This is a genomic window from Hamadaea tsunoensis DSM 44101, assembly GCF_000428945.1.
In the GTDB taxonomy this organism is placed as follows: domain Bacteria; phylum Actinomycetota; class Actinomycetes; order Mycobacteriales; family Micromonosporaceae; genus Hamadaea; species Hamadaea tsunoensis.
Window position 1 is genome coordinate 150,520 of sequence record NZ_AUAX01000020.1, and the last position, 21,302, is coordinate 171,821.

Annotated in this window: 20 protein-coding genes and 1 pseudogene; 13 read left to right on the forward strand and 8 right to left on the reverse strand. The window is 71.8% G+C overall.

All coding sequences use genetic code 11. The annotated features are described in order from the left end of the window. Positions 1-6: 6 nt before the first annotated feature. Positions 7-729: a hypothetical protein gene (locus G401_RS0127035; protein ID WP_027344930.1), complete on the reverse strand. Its 723-nt coding sequence runs from the start codon at positions 727-729 to the stop codon at positions 7-9. 127 nt (positions 730-856) lie between these two features. Between G401_RS0127035 and G401_RS0127040 the strand changes: the two genes are divergently transcribed. Further along, positions 857-1,987: an epoxide hydrolase family protein gene (locus G401_RS0127040; RefSeq protein WP_034593286.1), complete on the forward strand. Its 1,131-nt coding sequence runs from the start codon at positions 857-859 to the stop codon at positions 1,985-1,987. Positions 1,988-2,101: 114 nt separating this feature from the next. Here the strand turns inward: G401_RS0127040 and G401_RS0127045 are convergent, their stop codons facing one another. Continuing rightward, positions 2,102-3,202 carry an FAD-dependent monooxygenase gene (locus tag G401_RS0127045; protein ID WP_027344932.1) on the reverse strand — a complete coding sequence of 367 codons (1,101 nt, stop codon included), beginning with the start codon at positions 3,200-3,202 and terminating at the stop codon, positions 2,102-2,104. Between the two features lie 76 nt (positions 3,203-3,278). On the opposite strand from G401_RS0127045, the gene G401_RS0127050 reads away from it, so the two are divergent. Then, positions 3,279-3,878 (forward strand): TetR/AcrR family transcriptional regulator, encoded by a 600-nt coding sequence (locus tag G401_RS0127050; RefSeq protein ID WP_034593231.1) that lies wholly within the window; start codon positions 3,279-3,281, stop codon positions 3,876-3,878. Between the two features lie 297 nt (positions 3,879-4,175). Continuing rightward, positions 4,176-4,496, forward strand: a complete 321-nt coding sequence (locus G401_RS57245; RefSeq protein WP_027344934.1) for a hypothetical protein — start codon at positions 4,176-4,178, stop codon at positions 4,494-4,496. Between the two features lie 16 nt (positions 4,497-4,512). On the opposite strand, the gene G401_RS0127060 is transcribed toward G401_RS57245, so the two are convergent. The 5 genes from G401_RS0127060 to G401_RS0127080 all read right to left on the reverse strand — a co-directional run bounded on the left by G401_RS0127060 (position 4,513) and on the right by G401_RS0127080 (position 10,644). Next, entirely contained in the window at positions 4,513-5,025 is a 513-nt protein-coding gene (locus tag G401_RS0127060) for a permease-like cell division protein FtsX (protein ID WP_027344935.1), read from the reverse strand. Positions 5,026-5,115: 90 nt separating this feature from the next. After that, on the reverse strand, positions 5,116-6,558 hold the full coding sequence (gene pntB / locus G401_RS0127065) for a Re/Si-specific NAD(P)(+) transhydrogenase subunit beta (protein WP_027344936.1): 1,443 nt from the start codon (positions 6,556-6,558) through the stop codon (positions 5,116-5,118). Positions 6,559-6,563: 5 nt separating this feature from the next. Continuing rightward, complete coding sequence (locus G401_RS0127070) at positions 6,564-8,162, reverse strand: Re/Si-specific NAD(P)(+) transhydrogenase subunit alpha (protein ID WP_084557664.1); 1,599 nt, start codon at positions 8,160-8,162, stop codon at positions 6,564-6,566. 188 nt (positions 8,163-8,350) lie between these two features. Continuing rightward, complete coding sequence (locus G401_RS0127075; protein WP_027344938.1) at positions 8,351-9,958, reverse strand: sensor histidine kinase; 1,608 nt, start codon at positions 9,956-9,958, stop codon at positions 8,351-8,353. Beyond that, complete coding sequence (locus G401_RS0127080; RefSeq protein ID WP_027344939.1) at positions 9,955-10,644, reverse strand: response regulator transcription factor; 690 nt, start codon at positions 10,642-10,644, stop codon at positions 9,955-9,957. The genes G401_RS0127075 and G401_RS0127080 overlap by 4 nt, the downstream gene beginning before the upstream one ends. Positions 10,645-10,759: 115 nt before the next feature. Between G401_RS0127080 and G401_RS48750 the strand changes: the two genes are divergently transcribed. From G401_RS48750 to G401_RS0127110, 6 genes and pseudogenes are all read left to right on the forward strand, one after another. Next, positions 10,760-11,320 carry a hypothetical protein gene (locus G401_RS48750; RefSeq protein ID WP_064741861.1) on the forward strand — a complete coding sequence of 187 codons (561 nt, stop codon included), beginning with the start codon at positions 10,760-10,762 and terminating at the stop codon, positions 11,318-11,320. Continuing rightward, positions 11,317-12,345, forward strand: coding sequence for a peptidoglycan-binding protein (locus G401_RS0127090; protein WP_027344940.1), 1,029 nt, complete (start codon positions 11,317-11,319; stop codon positions 12,343-12,345). The genes G401_RS48750 and G401_RS0127090 overlap by 4 nt, the downstream gene beginning before the upstream one ends. Continuing rightward, positions 12,342-13,139, forward strand: a complete 798-nt coding sequence (locus tag G401_RS48755) for an ABC transporter ATP-binding protein (RefSeq protein ID WP_034593234.1) — start codon at positions 12,342-12,344, stop codon at positions 13,137-13,139. Before G401_RS0127090 ends, G401_RS48755 begins: the two co-directional genes overlap by 4 nt. Continuing rightward, positions 13,136-14,311, forward strand: a complete 1,176-nt coding sequence (locus G401_RS0127100) for an ABC transporter permease (RefSeq protein ID WP_027344941.1) — start codon at positions 13,136-13,138, stop codon at positions 14,309-14,311. Before G401_RS48755 ends, G401_RS0127100 begins: the two co-directional genes overlap by 4 nt. Before the next feature lie 471 nt (positions 14,312-14,782). Beyond that, positions 14,783-15,056: pseudogene (gene fecE, locus G401_RS0127105) on the forward strand (Fe(3+) dicitrate ABC transporter ATP-binding protein FecE); the annotation flags it as partial. Positions 15,057-15,060: 4 nt separating this feature from the next. Further along, entirely contained in the window at positions 15,061-15,657 is a 597-nt protein-coding gene (locus G401_RS0127110) for a class I SAM-dependent methyltransferase (protein ID WP_027344943.1), read from the forward strand. Here the strand turns inward: G401_RS0127110 and G401_RS0127115 are convergent. After that, positions 15,643-16,218 (reverse strand): hypothetical protein, encoded by a 576-nt coding sequence (locus tag G401_RS0127115; protein WP_027344944.1) that lies wholly within the window; start codon positions 16,216-16,218, stop codon positions 15,643-15,645. The genes G401_RS0127110 and G401_RS0127115 overlap by 15 nt on opposite strands. A 37-nt stretch (positions 16,219-16,255) precedes the next feature. Here G401_RS0127115 and G401_RS0127120 point away from each other — a divergent pair, with 37 nt between their 5' ends. The 4 genes from G401_RS0127120 (at position 16,256) to G401_RS0127135 (ending at position 21,300) form a co-directional block, all read left to right on the forward strand. Next, positions 16,256-16,996, forward strand: a complete 741-nt coding sequence (locus G401_RS0127120; protein WP_027344945.1) for a hypothetical protein — start codon at positions 16,256-16,258, stop codon at positions 16,994-16,996. Then, the gene (locus G401_RS0127125; protein WP_027344946.1) at positions 16,993-17,364 is read left to right on the forward strand and encodes a GntR family transcriptional regulator; all 372 of its coding nucleotides are present in this window, start codon (positions 16,993-16,995) and stop codon (positions 17,362-17,364) included. The genes G401_RS0127120 and G401_RS0127125 overlap by 4 nt, the downstream gene beginning before the upstream one ends. Positions 17,365-17,484: 120 nt before the next feature. Next, complete coding sequence (locus G401_RS0127130; protein WP_027344947.1) at positions 17,485-17,685, forward strand: hypothetical protein; 201 nt, start codon at positions 17,485-17,487, stop codon at positions 17,683-17,685. Between the two features lie 465 nt (positions 17,686-18,150). Further along, positions 18,151-21,300: an FG-GAP repeat domain-containing protein gene (locus G401_RS0127135; protein ID WP_027344948.1), complete on the forward strand. Its 3,150-nt coding sequence runs from the start codon at positions 18,151-18,153 to the stop codon at positions 21,298-21,300. Positions 21,301-21,302 lie beyond the last annotated feature (2 nt).

The following is a 21,302-nucleotide window of genomic DNA, read 5'->3' on the forward strand; positions in this document are numbered from 1 at the left end:
GATCGGTCAGGAGAACCGGTACTGGATGCGGTACGGCGCGAACGTGTTGTCCCCGGCGGAGGAGATCGTCAGGACGGCGACCCGGCGTCCCGTCGTCACCAGGCAGGCGCTGATCGTCGACCCGGCCTGCGGTTGCAGTGCCGTGTGCAGGTCGAACTCGGTCTGGAAGCCCGTGCCGCCGTTGGATGCGGCCTGCGCCGCGCAACTGCCGGGGCTGTCGGTGCGCCACAGCCGCGCGCTGTTCTCCGGGTACGCGTTGTCCGGCCCGATCCGCACGTCCATCGGTGTCGGCGTGTCCCCGGTGGCGCCTTGGACGGTCGGCGTACCGGCGTCCCAGTCGATCCACGTCCCCTCGGCGGCCTGCAGCACGCCGCCGTTCCCGACCGGGCTGGGACTCGGCGACGGGGTCGCCGGCGGCGGACCGGTACGGCTCGGCACCGCGACGATCGGCGAAGCGAGCGCGCTCGGGCCGGTCGTCGCCGACGGGGTGGCCGGCGGAGCGGCCGACGGCGACAGCACGACCCCGGCGACGCCGCTCGGACTCGGTGCGGCGGAGGCGCTCGCGGCCGGGCCGGGCTGCGGCGGTGCGGTCCGATCGTTCGGTGACCCGTTCGCCATGAGGAAGGGGATGATCGCGCTCGCCACGCCCGCGAGCGTGCCGAGGACGGTCCAGCCGGGATGCTTGAGGAAGGGGTCGCGAAGTCTTCGAGCGGAAGGTTCGGTCGGCACAACCACACGCCCTAGCGAGAGATCGACAGATGGCAACAATCCGTTGACTCACTGTAAGCGGGAGATGCCAACGTCGCTGTCATCCTCTGGACGGTTACCCCCGCCCGATCCCGGGAAGGTGCTGATCATGGATCGTTTCGTCCTCGACGTCCCGTCCGCCGCCCTCGACGATCTCCGGGACCGGCTGCGCCGTACGCGCTGGCCCGAACCCGCCACCGCGCCGGGCTGGACGCAGGGCGTACCGGTGGAGTATCTGCGGGACCTGTGCCGGTACTGGGCCGAGGAGTACGACTGGCCGGCGCGGCAGGCGCGGCTCAACGCGTACCCGCAGTTCCGGACCGAGATCGACGGCCTGAACCTGCACTTCCTGCACGTACGCGCACCCCGGCCCGACGCGCCGGCGCTGATCCTGACGCACGGCTGGCCCGGCTCGGTGGTGGAGTTCCGCCACGTGCTCGGCCCGCTGAGCGAGACCTTTCATGTGGTCTGCCCGTCTCTGCCCGGTTACGGCTTCAGCGACCGCCCGACCCGGCCTGGTTGGGGCGTCGAGCGTACCGCCCGTGCCTGGGCCGGCCTGATGACCAGGCTCGGCTACGAGCGCTTCGCGGCCCAGGGCCACGACTGGGGCACCAGCGTCAGCACGTCGCTCGGGCAGCAGTTCCCCGACCGGATCCTCGGCCTGCATCTCGTGCCGCCGCTCGTCGCTCCGGACCCGGACACGTTCGGTGATCTGACCGCGACCGAACGCAGTGCGCTCGACGACCTGGAACGCTCCGGCGACGGTGACCGTGAAGATGGCGACGGCTACTCCCACGAGCAGGCCACCCGCCCGCAGACTCTCGGCTACGGACTCGTCGACTCGCCGGCCGCGCTCTGTGCCTGGATCATCGAGAAGTTCCACGCCTGGAGCGACTGCGGCGGCGATCTCGACTCCGTCTTCGCCCGCGACGACCTGCTCGACAACCTGATGTTCTACTGGCTGCCCGGTACCGGCGCGTCGGCGGCCCGGTTCTACTGGGAGAGCTTCCGCGGCGTACGGCAGATCTTCCGCGAAGGAACCGGTGACACCGTGAGCGTGCCGGTGGGCTGCTCGATCTTCCCGCGGGAGAACCCGCGGCCGTCGCGGCGATGGGCGGCGCGTCGTTTCACGGACATCCGCTACTGGAGCGAGCCGGAGCGGGGCGGGCATTTCGCGGCCTTCGAACAGCCCGAGATCTTCCTCCGCGAAGTACGCGCCTGCTTCGCCGCGCTCCTCTGAACCGCCGCCCAGCACCGCCCAAGATCCGGTGTGGATCAGGGAAGTCACCCGAATCATGGCCCATGATTCCGGTGACAACCGTGATCCACACCGGATCTCGGGGGTGTCGGCCGGTCAGAGGGTCCCGCCGACACGCGCCGCGAGGTTGCGGACGCCGATACCGAGGCGGGTCTTCGGCACGATCAGGCCCGCCGCGCGGGAAACGTTGCGCTGCTTGGGTTCCACGAGCTTGCGGTGCTCGGTCTCGTACCGCGCGAACGCGACGTCGTGGGGAGCCTCGGCCAGCGTGGCCGCCAGCGTGTACCCCGCGGACATCGCCAGGCTCGACCCCTCGCCGAACAGCGACAGGCACGCCGCCGCGTCGCCGACGAGCGCCACCCGGCCGGTCGACCACGCCGGGAGGCGTACCTGGCTGACGGAGTCGAAGTAGAGGTCCGTCGCCGTGCGTACGCGGTCCAGCAGTTCCGGTACGCGCCAGCCGATCCCCGCGTACGCGTCGAGGACGATCTTCTTGTGCTGGTCCATGTCGCGGTGGTCGAAGCCGGGGATGGCCGGACCGCGGAAGATGAAGGCGGCCAGGGCGTCGCCGTTGGCCGGGTGGATGGACAGCAGCCGGCCGGGCGTGTTGTACATGAGGATCTCGTCGGGTTCGCGGGCCGGTTCGCCGAGCGGCAGCGTGGCCACGTAGACGCCCATGTGCCGGACGAAGTCCGCCTCCGGCCCGAACACCAGCCGCCGCGTCGTCGAGTGCAGCCCGTCCGCCCCGATCACCAGGTCGAACCGGCGCGGCCCGGCCCGGTCGAAGGTGACGTCCACGCCGCCCTCGTCCTGGTGCAGTCCGGTGATCGTCTCGTCGAACAGGAACTCGGCGTGGTCGCGGGCCGCCGCGTACAGGACCGAGGCCAGCTCGCCGCGCGGCAGCTCGACCTCCTGCGAGCCGGCCCGCTGCGCCCCCATCGGTACGCGGGCCAGCGGCTTTCCGTCGATCCCGAGGACGCGCATCGCCTTGGCCCGCGTCTGGTGCTCCCGCAGCGCGGGCAGGATGCCCATCTGCTCGGCGACGGGGAAGGCGGGGCCGCGGACGTCGACGGGGTTGCCGCTGGAGCGCAGGCCCTGCGAACGCTCCACCACGGTGGGCCGGAAACCGTTGCGAGCCAGCCAGTACGCGAGCGTCGGGCCGGCCACGCCGGCCCCGGAGATCAGGATGTCGGTCATGCCGTCGACAATAACTGCATCGAGTGCAGAATTGCAACAAGTGCAGCTCGGCATTGGCTGCCGTATACTCCTCGGCATGTCCCTTCGTGACCGCAAGCGCGTACGCACCCGGCAGGCGATCGTCGAGGCCGCCACCGAACTGTTCGAGAAGCGCGGTTACGACGAGACGACCGTCGCCGAGATCGCCGCGGCGGCCGAGATCGGCACGCGTACCTTCTTCAGCTACTTCACCAGCAAGGAAGAGGTCATGTTCGCCGAGAGCGACGCCCGGGTGGTCGCCGCGATCAAGGCCATCGCCGACCGGGCCCCGGACGAGCCGCCGGCCTCCGTGCTGCTGCGGGCGCTGCGCACGGTCGGCGAGGACAGCGACGACATGGGCAGCCGGATGGCCGCGCTCCGGGTCCGCTTCCTGCGTACCGTCCCGGCCGTGCGGGGGCGCGCCGCCCAGATCCAGTTCGACGCACAACGGGAGATCGCCCGGCATCTCGCGGCCGCGTACCCGGGTGAGCTGACGGAGGTCCAGGCGGGCGCGCTCACGGGTGCCTTCGTCGGAGCGGTCACCGGGGCACTGGCGGTGCTCCTCGACGACCTGTCCGAACAGGACGATCCGGCCGCGGTCCAAGCCGCCGTACGCGAGGCCACCGACATCGCGCTCGCCGTCTACCTGAAACCGTAATCAATTCAAGATCAATTTCATGTCCCGGGTTCGTCGATCTCACCTCCGCTCCTCGCGCGGGAGACCGTTCCGGCCCTGGGGGGCCTCCACTGCCAGGTGAGTGGGGCGAAGCATCTGTCACCGCGGCTCGGTCACCGTTTCACCCCTCGCCCCGGCCTTTGTCGCGACTGTCCGATATGGCGCGTTCCGATGTGGATGCTCGCGGGGCAGCGGGGACGGACCGGGTCGGCCTACCATCGAGCACACGGGGGCATCAGCCCAGCGGCCTAGGACGCTTCAGGGGATGTGAGCGGCGCGATGGATCCGGCACGGTCGCTGGGAGGCTTCGTCGGAGCGGTCCTGTGCTTCGTCTTCGCCGCCGCGGCGCTGACCGGCATCGTCTACAAGGCGATCGAGGCGTTCCGGCCGAAGCGGTCGTTCCAGGGACCGCTGTACCCGACCGACTTCACGCCGCGCCCGGGACCGACCGCGGGGCAGGGGAGCTCCGCCGGGCCGCAGCAGGTCACGCCGGTCTACCAGGCGCCGCCCCCGCCGCCGGGTCAGCCGATGCCGCCGCCGCCACCGGTGTCCGGGCCGCCCGTGCCGCCGCCGTCGGGCTGGAGACCGCCCGGCGCCTGAGCACGTGCGACTCGCGTCAGGAGGCGTACTCCGCGTCGCAGACGATCGTGGCGCCGTAGTCGGCCACACGCTGCTGGAGCACCTGGATCCGGTCCACGCCGGGCAGGTGGCGGACCTTCGCGTACCCGGTGCAGTCGAACAGGCGGCCCTTGGTCTGCAGGGTGAACGACTCCGGCAGGCTGTCGGCGGTGGTGCCCTTCAACAGGTCGGGGAAGTCCTTCGCGCGCTCCTGGAAGATACGCCAGGCGTCGTCCCGGCTGACGAAGGTGATGTCGCCGGTGGGGTCGAAGGACGGCAGCGCCGCCCGGATGCTCGCCTTCTGGTCGGCGGTCACGTCGTGGGTGAGGTAGACGAAGACGGAGAAGCGGTGCACCGGCTGGCCCGGCAGGCCGGTGAGGGAAAGGATCCCGGTCGCGGCGGCCGCTCCGACCAGCATCGCCACGACGGCGACGGCCGCGATCCTCAGCCGGCCACGCGGGCTCGGCTGCTCGGCGGGTTCGGGGGCGGGGAGCGTGGCGAGATCGGTCACGGGACGTGAGATTAGCAGTCCGCTGCCGCCCGCGTGGCCCGATGAAAACGGCCCGGACCACCAGGGTCCGGGCCGCTGAGCGCGGACCGGTCAGCCGACGGCCACGGCCACCCGGTTCGGGCTGCCTTCGCGTTCGAGTGCCCGCAGGATGTCCTCGACCCGCGCCTTGGCGTCGCCGAACAGCATCTGCGTGTTGTCGCGGAAGAACAGCGGATTCTGTACGCCGGCGTACCCGGCCGCCATCGAGCGCTTGAACACGATGACGTCGGCCGCGTCCCACACGTGCAGGACGGGCATGCCGGCGATGGGGCTGCCGGGGTCGGCCGCGGCCGGGTTGACGGTGTCGTTGGCCCCGATGACGAGGACGACGGACGTGTCGGCGAAGTCCTCGTTGATCTCGTCCATCTCCAGGACGATGTCGTAGGGGACGTTGGCCTCGGCGAGCAGCACGTTCATGTGCCCGGGCAGGCGGCCGGCGACGGGGTGGATGCCGAAGCGCACGTTGACGCCCCGGTCGCGCAGCCGCCGCGTCAGTTCGGCGATCGGGTACTGGGCCTGCGCGACGGCCATGCCGTAGCCGGGCGTGATGATGACCGAACTCGCCTCGCTGAGCAGTCCCGCGACCTCCTCGGCGGTCGCTTCGCGGTGCGTACCGTAGTCCTTGTCGTCGGTGGTGGGGGCCTCGATGCCGAAGCCGCCGGCGATGACGGAGATGAACGAGCGGTTCATCGCCTGGCACATGATGTAGGACAGGTACGCGCCGGACGAGCCGACGAGCGCGCCGGTGACGATGAGCAGGTTGTTGTCGAGCAGGAAGCCCGACGCGGCGGCCGCCCAGCCGGAGTAGCTGTTGAGCATGGACACGACGACGGGCATGTCGCCGCCGCCGATGGAGGCGACGAGGTGCCAGCCGAGCGCGAGGGCGAGCGCGGTGACCGCGATGAGCAGGCCCAGGCTGGGGTGGATCACGAAGAACACGGTCAGTACGCCGAACGCCACCAGCGCGCCGATGTTGAGCAGGTTCTTGCCGGGCAGCATGAGCGGGCTGGAGCTGATCCGGGCGGACAGCTTGAGGTTGGCCACGATGGAGCCGGTGAAGGTGACGGCGCCGATGAAGATGCCGACGAACACCTCGCCGTGGTGGATGCGCAGCAGCGAGCCGGTCATCTCGGCGGTGGCCGGGTGGGCCTCGACTTCGAGGTAGCCGTTCCAGCCGACGAGGACGGCGGCGAGGCCGACGAAGCTGTGCAGGATCGCGATCAGCTCGGGCATGCCGGTCATCTTGACGACGCGGGCGCGCCACAGGCCGATGCCGCCGCCGATGACGACGGCGAGGGCGAGCAGCGCGCCGCCGGCGGTGGAGATGCTGCGGGTGGCCAGGGCGATGGTGGCGGCGAGGGCGATGGCCATGCCGGCGATGCCGAAGACGACGCCGGAGCGCGAGCTCTCGTGCCTGGACAGGCCGGCCAGGCTGAGGATGAACAGCAGGGCCGCGACGATGTACGCCGCCTGTGCGGCGGTGGTGGCGGTCATGGCGGTCAGCCCTTCGTGAACATGCTGAGCATGCGGCGGGTCACGGCGAAACCGCCGAGGATGTTGATGCTCGCCAGCAGGATCGCGGCGAACGACAGGGCGGTGACGACGGCGTCGCCGTGGCCGATCTGCAGCAGGGCCCCGACGACGATGATGCCGGAGATCGCGTTGGTGACCGACATCAGCGGCGTGTGCAGCGCGTGGTGCACCTTGCCGACGACGTAGTAACCGATGACGACCGCGAGCGCGAACACCGTGAAGTTGCCGATGAACTGGTTCGGGGCGAACGCGGTCACGCCGAACAGCGCGGCCGCGGTCACGCCGACGACCGTGTAGGTGCGGCCGGGACGGCGTACGGGTGCGGCGGCGGGGGCCGGTGCGGCGACCGGGGTCGCGGCGGCCGCCGGGGTGGCGGAGACCTGGACGGGCGGCGGCGGCCACAGCAGCTCGCCGGCGTGCACGACGGTCATGCCGCGCTGGACGGCGTCGTCGAGGTCGAGCCCGATCCGGCCGTCCTTGGCGGGGGTGAGCAGCTTGAGCAGGTTGACGACGTTGGTGCCGTACAGCTGCGAGGCCTGGCTCGGCAGCCGGGCCGGCAGGTCGGTGTAGCCGATGATGGTCACGCCGTTGTCGGTGACGACGACCTGCCCGGCGACCGAGCCCGCGACGTTGCCGCCCTGGGCGGCCGCCATGTCCACGATGACGCTGCCGGGCTTCATGTCGGCCACGTGCTCCGCGGTCAGCAGCCGCGGCGCGGGCCGGCCGGGGATCAGCGCGGTCGTGATGATGATGTCGACGTCGGGCGCCTGCTCGGCGTAGATCTCGGCGGCCCGCTTGTTGTACGCGTCCGACGTGGCCTTCGCGTACCCGTCGGTGCCGACCTCCTGGGCGACCTCGACGGCGAGGAATTCGCCGCCGAGCGAGCGGACCTGCTCGCCGACCTCGGGGCGGGGGTCGGTGGCGCGGACGATCGCGCCGAGGCTCTTGGCCGCGCCGACGGCGGCGAGCCCGGCGACGCCGGCCCCGGCGATGAGCACCTTGGCGGGCGGGACCTTGCCGGCGGCGGTCACCTGGCCGTTGAAGAACCGGCCGAAGGCGTGGGCGGCCTCGACGACGGCCCGGTAGCCGGCGATGTTGGCCATGGAGCTGAGCACGTCCATCGACTGCGCGCGGGAGATGCGGGGGACGGCGTCCATCGCGAGCACGGTGACCGGCCGGGCGGCGAGGTTCTGGACGAGTTCGGGGTTCAGCGCGGGGCTGATCAGGCTGATCAGGGTCTGCCCGGTGCCGAGCCGCTGGACCTCGGGATCCGAGGGCGCGTTTATCTTGATGACGACGTCGGCCTGCCAGCAGTCGCGCTGGGGGGCGATCTTCGCGCCGGCTTCGGCGTACGCCTCGTCGGGGAAGTTCGCCTTCGCACCCGCGCCGGCTTCGACCAGCACTTCGTAGCCGAGACCGGTGAGCTGGCGTACGGTCGCCGGGGTCGCGGCGACCCGGGTCTCGCCCGCGAGTGACTCGGCCACGACGCCGAGTCGCTGCCCGGTGGCCGGGACCGCGCCGGGCTGGGCGCCTTCCGGCTGGTCGGCGCTTTCTACCTGATCCACGTGCACTCCCGGTGATAGAGGGACTACGCAACAGTAGCGATCGTGAATACCGTGCACGTTCCCCGGGGGCGGGGTGCGTCCAACTGGTGATCCATGGTGCGGTAGCAGGTGCTTGGAGCGGAACCCGTGCGAGCCCCTCAAAGATGTGATCTGGTCGGCGCGTCCCACCGCTTGGACGTGGCTCAAGATTATGCCGGAAGCTCCACAGTAAACACCGTTCCGGCGCCCTCGCTGCTCACGACACTCATCGTGCCATCGTGGGCGGTGACGATCTCGCGGGCGATGGCCAGGCCGAGGCCGCTGCCGCCGGTCGACCGGGCCCGGGCGGCGTCGGCGCGCCAGAACCGGTCGAACACGTGCGGCAGGTCGGCGGCGGCGATGCCCCGGCCGGTGTCGGCGACCTCGACGATCGCCCGCCCGCCGGCCGGGCGTACGCCGATCGTGATGGTGCCGCCGTCGGGTGTGGCGGCGACCGCGTTGCGTACCAGGTTGCCGAGCACCTGGCGGAGCCGGTCGGGGTCGCCGGGCACGGTCAGCGGGACGGCCTCGACGCGTACGCGTACGCCGGCGGTCTCGGCCTGGGGGAGGAAGGCGGCGCGGGTGGTCTCGGCGAGGTCGGCGAGGTCGACGGCCGCCCGGTGGTACGCGAGCGCGCCCGCCTCGGCCAGCGCCAGCTCCTGCAGGTCGTCGACGATCCGTTGCTGCAGCAGCGTTTCCTCGTGCAGGGACGCGAACAGTTCGGGCGTCGGCGGGATCACGCCGTCGGCGAGGGCCTCCAGATAGCCGCGCAGGTTGGCCAGGGGCGTACGCAGCTCGTGCGCGACGTCGCCGATGAGCCGCCGCTGCTGTTCCCGGCTGCGCGACAGCGACTCGGCCATCCGGTTGAAGGTACGCGCCAGCTCGCCCAGCTCGTCGCGTCCGTTCTCCGGTACGCGGGCGGCCGCCGAGCCGGCACCGAGCCGCCGGGAAGCCTCGGTCAGCGCGCCGATCGGGCGCAGGACGCGCCGGCTGAGCAGGAATCCGGCGAGGATGGCGGCGATCGTGACGGCCCCGGCGGCCACCGCGATCGAGCCGGTGGACAACTGGTGGGTGGGCTCGTCGCGTACGCCGAGGTAGAGGTGCAGCTGGGGTGGCGCGGCGGGGGAGATGGCGTCGGCGAAAAGGCCGCGCAGGCAGCCGGCGGGATCGGTGGCGCGCAGGCATTGCTTGCCGCGGTCGGCGGCGGCGGGGTTGGTGACCGGCGTGTTGGGGAAGGCGCAGCCGGCCCCGGTGGCGGCGACCGGGTCGACCGGTACCACCAGGGCGAATCCCTTGGCGGGGACCGCCTGCGCGGGGATGCGGGCCTGGCTGAGGCAGGCCGCGTACCGCTGGTTGCGGGTGTACGCGTCGACCGCGCCGAGGGTGAACATCATCCGGTTGTAGTCGTCGTGGACGAGCCCGAAGTCGATGACCGGCCGGGCGTCCACCGGGGACGAGGTGGCCGGGGCGGGCCGGGCGGCGTGCCCGGCGAGCAGGTCGGAGTCGGCCAGCACGGTGTCGGTGCCGGTCGTGACGCGGACCCGCTGGCCGAGCGAGCGGGCGAGGTCGGACACGACCGCCTCGACGCCCTGCCAGCCTCCGTGCAGGTGCCCGTACGCGGCGAGCCGGGTGCTCGCCTCGGTGACGTCGTGCTGGCTGGCGACGACCGAGGCGGTGAGGTCCTTGCCGGCCTGGCGGAGCGTGAGCCACGCGGTCGCGGCCGACGAGGTCGCGACCAGGAACACGATGAGCAGCAGGACGCGCAGCCGGAAGCTCACGACGGCTCGCCCATCCGGTAGCCGCGGCCGTATACGGTCTGCACGTAGCGGGGCTCGGCCGGGTCGTCCTCGATCTTGCGGCGCAGGTTCATCACGTGCGCGTCGACCGTGCGCTCCTCGACGTGGTGGTCGAAGCCGAACGCGCGGTCGATGATCTGTGCGCGGGTGAAGGCCCGGCCGGGTTCGGCGGCCAGGGTCTGCAGGATGCCGAACTCCTTGGCGGTGACGGTGACCGCGCGGCCGGCGACGCGTACCTCGAACCGGCCGGTGTCGACGGTCAGGTCGCCGACGGTCAGCACGTCGGCCTCACCCGACGGGATCCGGCCGGACCGGCGCAGCAGCGCGCGTACGCGAGCCGTCAGCTCCCGCGGGCTGTAGGGCTTGGTCATGTAGTCGTCGGCGCCGATGTCGAGCCCGAGCAGCAGGTCGTCCTCGGTGCTGCGGGCGGTCAGCAGCAGGATCGGCACGGCGGACTCGGCGCGCAGGATGCGGCACACGTCCAGGCCGTCGACGAGCGGCATCATCACGTCGAGGATCACCAGATCCGGCCGGTACGCGCGGCTGCGGTCCAGGGCCGCCCGGCCGTCGCCGACGACGAGGACGCTGTGGCCCTCGCGTTCGAGGTACACGCGCAGCAGGTCGGCCTGCTTGCGGTCGTCTTCGGCGATGAGCACCCGGGCGGTCATGCCGCCACAGTAGGCCGCGCGGGTCGGCGGGGTGAACCGGTCGGAACGCGGCCGGACGGGCAGTCCACAGGTTCTTCACGGGTTCTTCAAAGGGGGTTGCCTAGCGTCCTGGCCCATGTCGAAGCGAACAGCTGTGCTCCTGCTTCTCGTGACCGCGCTCGGCGGTTGCGGCTCCCCGGCGGCGTCCCCGCGGATCGCGACCGCCGGCGGTACGCCGACCGCCTCGGCCGCACCGGCGGACGTGCTCGCCCAGTTCATCGAGGCGCAGCGGGCCTGGGTCGCGTGCCTGCGCGGCGAGGGGGTCAAGGTCGCCGATCCGGATCCGACCGGGGACGTGCACTTCGAGGGCGACCCGAAGGTGTTCAAGGTCGATCCGAAGTTCCAGCAGGCGCAGCGCAAATGCCAGAGCCTGAGCGTGCCGATGCCGATGGAACTGCTGCGGGCGCGGCTGCCGAAGCTGACGCCGGAGGAGATCGAGCGGGCGGGCCGCTATGCCAGGTGCATGCGTGAGAACGGCGCCCCCGACTTCCCCGATCCGGACCCCGACGGCTACTTCCTCGGCAGCGGCGACGGGAAGCCGGACTGGAACCAGGACACCCCGGGAGCGCTCAAAGCCACCGCGGCGTGCGAGTCGATCCAGCGCGGCTCCGCCTCACCCGTGCCGGCCCAAGGATGAGGCGCCGGACGATCCTCACCGGCGGCGGCCTGGTCGCCGTCGCCGGGGCCGCCGGCTGGGCCGCGTTCGGCCTCGGCGGCGGCACCGATCCCGCCGCGCCCGCGCCGGCCGCGTCGGTGGCCGGCGTGCCGGTCCGGCGGGAGACGCTCGTCCGGTCGGTCACCGCGGACGGGCAGGTCGGGTTCGGCACGCCGCAACCGTTCGGTGTCAAGGCGGCCGGCACGGTCACCTGGCTCGCCCCCGAGGGCTCGACCGTCCGGCGTGGACAGACCGTCGCCCGGGTCGACGACCAGCCCGTCGTGCTGCTCTACGGGGTGCTGCCGGCGTACCGGGACCTCGCCGAGCCGGCCGAGGGCGCCGACGTGGTCCAGCTGGAGACCAATCTGAAAGCCCTGGGCTACACCGGGTTCACCGCCGACCGCCGGCTCTCCGCGGCCACCACCGCCGCGATCAGGCGCTGGCAGCACGACCTCGGCCTGCCCGAGACCGGCTCCGTCGCCCTCGCCCGGGTCGTCTACGCGCCCGGTCCCGTGCGCATCGAACAGCATCTGGTACGCCTGGGCAGCCCGGCCCCGGCCGACATCGCCTCGGTCACCGGCACGGCGAAGATGGTCACCGCGTCCGTCCCGGCGGCCGAGGCCGGGTGGGCCAAGGCGGGCGTCGCCGTGACGATCGGCGCCGACGGGGCGGAGGTGGCCGGCACGGTGCAGGCCGTCACGCAACCGGCCGCCACCGCCGAATCGGGGGGCGGGCCGCCGGCCGTGACCGTCACGATCACGGTCGCCGACCAGGGCAAGCTGAGCCAGGACCGGGGCGCGGTCACCGTCCGGTACGCCGCCGAGCAGCGGCCGAACGTGCTGACCGTCCCGGTGGCGGCGCTGCTGGCACTGTCGGAGGGCGGCTACGGCGTCGAGTTGAACAGCGGCGGGATCGTCGCGGTGAAGGTCGGCATGTTCGCCGGCGGCCGGGTCGAGATCTCCGGCTCCGGCATCGCCGAGAACGTCGTCGTGCGGGTGCCGCAATGATCGCGGCCGTCGAACTCACCGACGTATCCAAAGTGTACGCCGGTGGCGTCACCGCGCTCGCGGAGGCGAACGTCGTCGTGCGGCGGGGCGAGCTGGCCGGGATCGTCGGCCCGTCCGGTTCGGGCAAGTCGACCCTGCTGCACCTGCTCGGCACCCTCGACCGCCCGACCACCGGCAGCGTACGCGTCGACGGGCACGACGTGGCCCGCCTGTCCGACCGGGCCCTGTCGGCGTTGCGGGCGACCACGATCGGCTTCGTCTTCCAGCAGTTCCACCTGGCCGCCGGGGTCCCGGTCCTGGACAACGTCGCCGACGGGCTGCTGTACGCCGGCGTACCCCGCAAGGAGAGAAGGAGACGCGCGGCGGCGGCGCTCGCCCGGGTGGGCCTGGACCATCGCCTGGATCACCGGCCGCATGAACTGTCGGGCGGCGAGCGGCAGCGGGCCGCCATCGCCCGCGCGGTGGTCGGCGAGCCGGTGCTGCTGCTGGCCGACGAGCCGACCGGGAACCTGGACAGCGTGGCCGGGGCGGCCGTGCTCGACCTGCTGGACCAGCTGCACCGGGCCGGGACCACCGTCCTCGTGATCACCCACGACCGCGAGATCGCGGCCGGACTGCCGCGCCGGGTCGAGCTCAAGGACGGCCGGATCGTCGCCGACTCGGGCTCACCGGCAGCCGGCTCCGGGGGAGCGGCCGGGCCGGCGAGCGCGGCTGGCTCGGCGGGCTCGGCCGGTTCGGCGGGCTCGGCCGGTTCGGCGGGCTCGGCCGCCTCGATCGAAGGAAGTGTCGTATGAGGACGGTCCGGCGACTGTCGCCCGCGGAGTCGGCCCGGCTGGGCGCGAGCGGACTGCGTACGCGGCCGCTGCGGGTGTTCCTGTCGGCGCTCGGCATCGCCATCGGGATCGGCGCGATGCTCGCCGTCGTCGGGATCTCCGCGTCCAGCCACGCCGACCTCGACCGGCAGCTGAGCACCCTGGGGACCAACCTGCTCACCGTCGAGCCCGGCGCGAGCGCCTTCGGCGAGGCGGCCAAGCTGCCGCCCGAGTCGACCGTCATGGTGTCGCGGATCGGCCCGGTGCAGTCGGTCGCCGCCACCGGCACCCTCGACGTCCACGTCTACCGCAACGACCACATCCCGGCCGGCGAGACCGGCAGCATCGCCGTCCTGGCCGCCGACCGCGACCTGCTCGGCACGCTGCGCGCCCACCTGTCGGCCGGCTCCTGGATCGCCCCCGACCTGCCCACCGTCGTCCTCGGCCGGCGGGCCGCGGCCCGGCTCGACATCCGCGTACCGGGCGGGCTGGTCTGGCTCGGCGGGCGCTGGTACACCGTCACCGGACTCCTCGGCCCGGTCACCCTCGCCCCCGAACTCGACGGCTCGGCCATCATCGGCTGGGCCGCCGCCCAGGCCTTCGCCCGGTTCGACGGGCATCCGACACGCATCTACCTGCGTACGCCGGAAGACCAGGTGGCCGCCGTCCAGGCGATCCTCGGCGCGACCGCCAACCCGGCCGCCCCGCACGAGGTGGCGGTGTCCCGCCCGTCCGACGCCCTGGCCGCCAAGCAGGCCACCGACTCGGCGCTCACCGCCCTGCTCGTCGGCCTCGGCGGGGTCGCCCTGCTCGTCGGCGGCGTCGGCGTGGCGAACACGATGGTCATCTCCGTCCTCGAACGACGCTCCGAGATCGGCCTGCGCCGGGCCCTCGGCGCGACCCGGGGCCACGTGCGTACGCAGTTCCTCGCCGAGTCCCTCCTGCTGTCCGCCCTCGGCGGCGTCGGCGGGGTCGCGGTCGGCATCGCGGTCACCGCCGCGTACGCGTACAGCCGGGGGTGGCCGCCCGTCGAACCGGCCTGGGCGACGGCCGGGGGAGTGGCGGCGACCCTGGTCATCGGAGGGATCGCGGGGTTGTATCCGGCGATCCGCGCTAGCCGGGTAGCGCCGGCGACCGCCCTCGCCGCCGGCTAGAAACGGCGGCAGCGAGTTGGTCTTGGATGGAAACCGCGCTCTCCGGTTGCTTGTGGGTCCGGAACATCCCTGGCCTCGATCCAGTACCCGGAGTCTGTTGTAGTGGATCTCCATGGCGTGATCAAGTTCCCTGGAGCTGCGGAATCGGCCCGTTTTCTGCAGGATTTGGGAACTTGATCATGCCTTCGCGTCTGACAGGGCGCCCCCCGAGTGATCGTTCACCGCTATTACGGCAGGACGCGACGGATGGCCTTGATCAAGTACCGTCTATTCGGCAAGGAGGCGCCCTCGTGCCGTAATGGCGGTACTTGATCAAGGGAATCGGCGTCGTGATGCCGTATTAGTGGTATCTGATCAAGGTGGCGGCCGTTTATTGATCACTGGCGGGGCGCGGTCCCAGCAACGGTTCCCGTCCAAGACCGACTCCGCCGAGCCTGCGGCCGCCCGGATAGGGTGCTCCGGTGGATCTTGCTGTGCGCGGACCTGCGCGAACAGCACGGGCGTACGCTCGTCGCCGTCCTGCACGACCTCAACCGCGACCCACCTGATCGCCTTGAAGCGGGGCCGGATCGTCGCGCAGGGCCGGCCGGCCGACATCGTGACCGCCGCGCTGGTCGAGGAGGTGTTCGGGCTGCGCTGCCGGATCATCGCCGATCCGGAGACGGGTACGCCGCTCGTCGTACCGCTCGCGCGGAGGTCTTCCCGGCAAGCCGCCGATGACGTGCTGGTGGCCGTGAGATCGTGAGGTCATGGACTCCGCCGAGCACTGGCGTACCACCTATGACACGAAGGGCGACCAGGTCAGCTGGTACCAGGCCGAGCCCGCGCCGTCCCTGCGCCTGCTGGACGTCGCCGGTCTCGCCGCGGGGCGCAGTGTGATCGACATCGGCGGCGGCGCCTCGGTGCTGGCCGACCGGCTGCTGGACCGCGGCGTCACCGACGTGACCGTGCTGGACATCGCCGGCAGCGCGCTGGCGGCCGGGCGTACGCGGCTCGGCGACCGGGTGACGTGGCTCGTCCAGGACCTGCTGACCTGGCGACCCGAGCGGCGGTACGACTTCTGGCACGACCGCGCGGTGTTCCATTTCCTGACCGAGCACCGCGAGCGGGACCGCTACCGGCGGGCGCTCGTCGACGGGCTGGCCCCGGACGGCCGGGTGGTGATCGGAACCTTTGCCGCGGACGGCCCGCAGACCTGCTCGGGCCTGCCGACCGCCCGGTACGCGCCGGCGGAGCTGGCGGCGGAGTTCCCCGGGTTCGAGATCGTCGCGGTGGAACGCGAGGAGCACCGTACGCCGTGGGATTCCGTGCAGCCGTTCAGCTGGGTGGTGCTACGCCGAGGGTGACCGGCAGCTCTGGTACGCCATCGCCGTCTGCCACTGCACTTCGTCGGCGGCGGTGAACGCGCCGTTCGTGTCGGCCGGATCGGGCATCGTCTGCGGTCGCACCTCGACGGTCCGCCGGCCCCACGGCTGGTCGACGACGATCGGCACCGGCCACGTGCCCGCCGGGACCGCCGAGCAGTCGGTCACCTCGTATTCGAGGACGAGCAGGAGTTCCTGTCCCACGGCGAGGTGGTGCTCGACCGCCAGCACGGGCGCGACGAGGTGGAGCCCGGGACCGTCCTGGCCGGCGCTGACGACCGTGAGCGCCGTGATCCCCTGATTGCGGACCTTCACCTGGAGCGAGAACACCTTGTGCTGCCCGGCCGTCGCGGAGTACGAGAGGAAGTCGTCGGCGGCGACGAGCGGGTGTGCCACCGTACGCCACGCCACCAGGCCGCCGTAGGCCACGGCGGGCAGGGCCAGGCAGGCGGTCAGGAAGAGCAGGAAGCCGCGGCGCGACATGCGTCCCGCGTTGCGGTCGAGCTGCCGCCACACATCATCGGAGATCTCCGTCGCCGTCATGTGGAGCAATGTAGCAAGACATTGCTACATTGTCGTCATGTCTTCGCTGTGGACGGTCGCCGCCTCCTTCGCCGGCTTCGCGGTGCTGGTCGCCGGGTATTACGCGTACGGGCCGATCTCGCGGTCGCGGGTGCGCTCCTTCGCCCGCCACGCCCGGCTCGCCGTCACCGCCGGCAACGGCGACCAGGTCATCCGCTACCTCGCGGTCACCCGACGCTGGCGCAGCGCCGGCTTCGCGGCCGGTGCCGTCGCCTCGGTCCTGGTCAGCCTGCCCGACCGGGTCAGCGTCAACTTCCTCGCCCTGTTCGCCGGCTGGTTCGCCGGCGCGCTGTGCGCGGAGCTCCATCTCGCGTTCACCGCCTCCAGTACGCGTCGCGCCGCCTCCCTCGACGCGCGTACGCCGGACCGGTACGTGAGCTGGTTCGTGTGGGGGCTGCTGCCGGCGGCCTCGGTCGTGCTCGTCGCGCCCTGGCCGACCGGTCGGCGGCCGGTGCTGTGGACCGCGATCGGGCTCGCCATCCTGCTCGCGGTCGGGCTGGTGCGCCGCAGCGTCCTGCGGCGCGCGCAGGATCCCGGCGAGCCGGACCGCGTACGCGCGGACGACGCCGTCCGGGCCCGCTCGCTGCACGTGCTCAGCGGCGGCGGGTTCACCCTCGCCGGGCTCTGCGGGCTGGCCGGCTGGGGCGGCGATCCCGGCGTCGTCGTCCTGATCGGACTCGCGATCGTCCTCGTCGGCCGGTACGCCGCGTCGGCCCGTGGGCCGCTGGCGTACGCATGATCGTCGAAGTCGACACCGGCAGCGCAGTCCCGGTCTACGAGCAGATCCGCGCCCAGATCGCGGGGCTGATCGAGACCGGCCAGCTGCCGCCGGGACGCCGCCTGCCACCCGTCCGGCAGCTCGCGGCCGATCTCGGTCTCGCGGTCAACACGGCCGCCCGCGCGTACCGGGAGCTGGAAGGGGCGGGCCTGGTCACCTCGCGCGTACGCCACGGGACGGTCGTCGCGCCGCGGCCGGCCCTGTCCGCGGCGGCGGTGGCCGAGCGGCTCGATGTCGCCGCGCGGGACTTCGCCCGGGTCGCGCACGGTCTCGGCGTGGGCGCCGAGCAGGCGGAGCAGGCGATCCGGGCGGCACTGCGCACGGCCTGAGGAAAGCCGGGCAAACTGCGGGCGCGGGTGGCGGCCGGGGCCTACCGTCGAGGCCGGGGCCATCGAACGCCGTCTCTCACGGCGGGGCGCTGTGGCCGGTGATCGCGGAAGGTGGGCGTCATGTCGGAGCGGGAGGGCCGTCGCTGGTCGGGACGCGGGGGCGGCGGCGGGGGCGCGGTGTACGGGCTGGGCCTGATCGGCGCCCTGATCTACTATATCCAGCAGGCCGACGGGTTCTGGTCCGGTGTCGTCGGCGTGCTCAAGGCCCTCGTCTGGCCGGCGTTCCTGGTCTACGAGGCGTTCAAGGCCCTGCACTCGTAACCTGCGCTCGTAGCGGTGTACTCGTTGCCCAGCACCCGTAGCCGTGCGCTCCGGAAAGTGCTGCCGAGGCGGGAGCGTCGCCGCGGGTGAGGGTGAGGGGCGCCGCCCGTGCGACGAATCGGCGGACCGCCGCGAGCGCCCCTCGCCGCGAAACACTATGTGGCTCAACAGGTTTCACATTAGGGACTTTAGTCCCGAAAGGACAGGACTTTAGTCCTGAGTGGACGGGACCGAAGACCCGGCGGCGGAGGTGCCCCGCTCGCCGTCGTGACCTTGGCGACCGGCAGAAGGCGGCCGTTTCTGCCGCCGCGAGCTGCCGGTCCGGGCGCCGTTACCCCCTCCGGCCAGCGTCGAAACATCCGGATCGGCGCTGAGCGATCGACCCGTGCCCGCTCCCTACGCTGCGCTGAACTGTCATCGGCGCAGAGCTTGGGAGACTTAGTGCGCATTCCATCTGTCCTTTCCGTGATCGCAGCGACCGCTCTGGTCGCCGCGGCGGGGATCGTGGCACTCGCGCCGCCGGCCTCGGCGGCTGCGCGGTGCCCGCATCCCGTAACGTCGGCCGCCGACCGAAGAACGGCCCTCGCCTCGGCCCGTTCGTGCGGCCACCGCGTCCAGGCGGCCGACCAGACCGACGAGCAGTCGCAGACGTACGCGAACCCGGACGGCTCCTACACCGTCGAGACGGCCGCGACCCCGCAGCGCGTACGCCAGGCGGACGGCTCGTGGGCGGCCATCGACACCGCGCTGCGGCCCGTCGGCGGCCGGATCGCACCGCGCGTGGTCACCGAGAAAGTGAGCTTCTCCGGCGGCGGCACGGGTCCGCTGGCAGCCGTCGACACGAAGGCGGGCCGCTTCGCGCTCGGCTGGCCGGGTGTACTGCCCGTCCCGTCGATCGAAGGCGACACGGCCGTGTACGCGAACGTCCGCCCCGAGGTCGACCTGCGCGTCCGCGCGCTGCCGACCGGATTCACCTATGTCCTCGTCGTCCGGGACCGGACGGCGCTGACCACGTTCCAGCCGGTACACCTGACGGTGTCCGGGCCGGCGGTGCGACCGCGGGCAGACGGGGGAGCGGAGGTCGTCGCGCCGGACGGTTCGGTGCTGCTGTCGTCGGGCGGCGGTGTGCTGTGGGACTCCTCGGGCGAGGCGAGCGCCACCGGCCCGGGTGACACGACGCGCTCGGCCCCGGTCGGCGTACGTGCGGGGTCGGGCGAGATCGTGCTGACCCCCGATCCCGCCGCGCTCGCCGACCCGGCCCTGAAGCTGCCGGTGTTCATCGACCCGCAGACGTCGGGCCGCAACCGGTGGGCGTACTCGGACTCGAGCAACTCCGACCGCAACGACGGCATCGCCCGCGTCGGTCTCAACCCGGACGGCAGCGGCATCTACCGCTCCTTCTTCGAGTTCCCCACCAGCGCGGTCGTCGGTACGCGGATCATCGCCGCGTCGGTGAGCACGCTGCTGACCCACTCCTGGTCCTGCGGCAGTACGCCGGTCGACCTGTACTGGGCGGGCGGCCTGCCGGCCGGGGTCAACGGGACCCGGGTGTCGTACAGCACCGCGCTGCTGGCCTCGCTCGACGAGGAGTGGGGCAACGCGCACAAGCCGAGTTCGGGCGCCGGGTGCGGCAACGACCCGCAGCCCGACATGCCGATGACGTTCACCGGCGGGCTCACCGGCAAGGTCCAGGAGTGGGCGAACGCCGGGGTCACCGCGACCACGCTGGCGTTCTCGGCCCGGGACGTGTCGGGCAACAACGAGGGCACGACCGACCGGTGGAAGAAGTTCGACGTCGGTTCGACCTGGCTGATCATCAAGTACAACTCGCTCCCGGGTACGCCCCCGGCCGCGAACCTGTCGGCCAGCGGCATCACCGCCACGATTCCCTGCTACACGGCGGGAACGGACGGGCAGCCGTACATCAACGCGTCCGGTGGCGTACACCTGAAGGCGACGCTGACCGACAACGACTCCGGCGACAACCTCGTGGCCCGTTACGAATGGCAGGATGTGAGCGCGGGCACGGCGGTCGTCACCGTGCCGGACACACCGGCGTTCCCGTCGGGACACCAGTTCGACGTCACCATCCCGGGAACCTCGTTCCCCAACGGGCACAACTTCCAGTGGCGGGTGCACGGGTTCGACGGCACCGACAACGGCTCGGTGTCCGCCTGGTGCCACTTCGGCTACGACAGCAACGCCCCCGGCCAGCCACTGCTCACCTCGTCGGATCTGCCGGTCTATCCCGCGGCGCCGACCGCCAACGACGTCACCGGCACTCCGGCGTCCGTGACGGCGACCCCGGCGAACGGGGACACCGACATCGTCGGCTACTACTACGGCGTCGGGTCGGTGCCGACCGATCCGACCGTCTACATCCCGGCGGCACCCGGCGGCGTCGGCACGATCCCGGTGGTGCCGGTGGTCTCCGGGATCGCGAAGAACTTCCTCACCGTCGTCGCCGTCGACGCGGCCGGCAACCGTTCACCCGTACCGGTGTCCCAGGCGGACGCCGCGGGTACCCGCCAGTTCCGCGCCGATCCGGGCACCGTCCACCATGTACACGGTGACGTTACCGGCGACGGCAAGGCCGACATCACCACCGCGTTCGACCTCGGCGCCGCCAAGAGCAAGCTGCTCGACTTCACCACCAAGGCCGACGGCTCCACGGTGTTCAACCCGGCCTCGCCGGTCAGCAGCGACCCCTACGTGATGGAGCTGTACTCCAGCCGCCAGTACATGGGCGACTTCAACGGCGACGGCAAGAGCGACCTGGTGTCCATCCGCAACGAGGGCAACTGCCGCACGACCGGATCGGTCTACCTGTCCAACGGCAACGGCCTCGCCGCCAGCCCCAGCCCGTGGTGGGACTCGGGAGTCAACAGCTGGTGCTTCTACACCGGCGACAAGACGGCGGTCGGCGACTTCAACGGCGACGGCATGGACGACATCGCGTCCTTGTACAACTTCAGCAACGCGCAGACGAAGCTGTACGTGATGATCTCCACCGGCACGTCGTTCACGCCCCCCGTGATCTGGTGGGACTCCGGAGTGGGCAACTTCGACTGGACGCTCATGCGGATCGTGGCCGGCGACTTCAACCACGACGGCAAGGACGACATCGGCGCGCTGTACGACTACCTCAACTGCCACGCCGGCATGTTCCGGTTCCTGTCGAGCGGCTCCGGCCTCATCGGCGGCTGGCCGGCGCGTACCTGGTTTGTCACCACCCAGTACGCGTGGTGCGCGGCGAACACGATGAACCTGCTGCCCGGCGACTTCAACGGCGACGGGTACGCCGACATCGCCTCGATGTACTACTACGGCAACGGCGTGTGGAAGGTGTTCACCTGGTTCGGGCCCGATCTCGCCAACGGCGCGCAGATCGGCGCCGCGTCCGGCTACTCGGACGCGGCCAACGTCAAGGCCTTCACCGGTGACTTCAACGGCGACGGCAAGACCGATCTCGCCCACTTCTACGCCAGCGGCACCGGCCGCTCGACGCTGTGGGTGCTCTACAACACCGGCTCGGCGCTGTCCGGCGAGAACCTGCGCTGGGACTCCAACAACGGCGGCGGCCTCGACTGGAACGCGCTACGGGTGATCCAGTGACC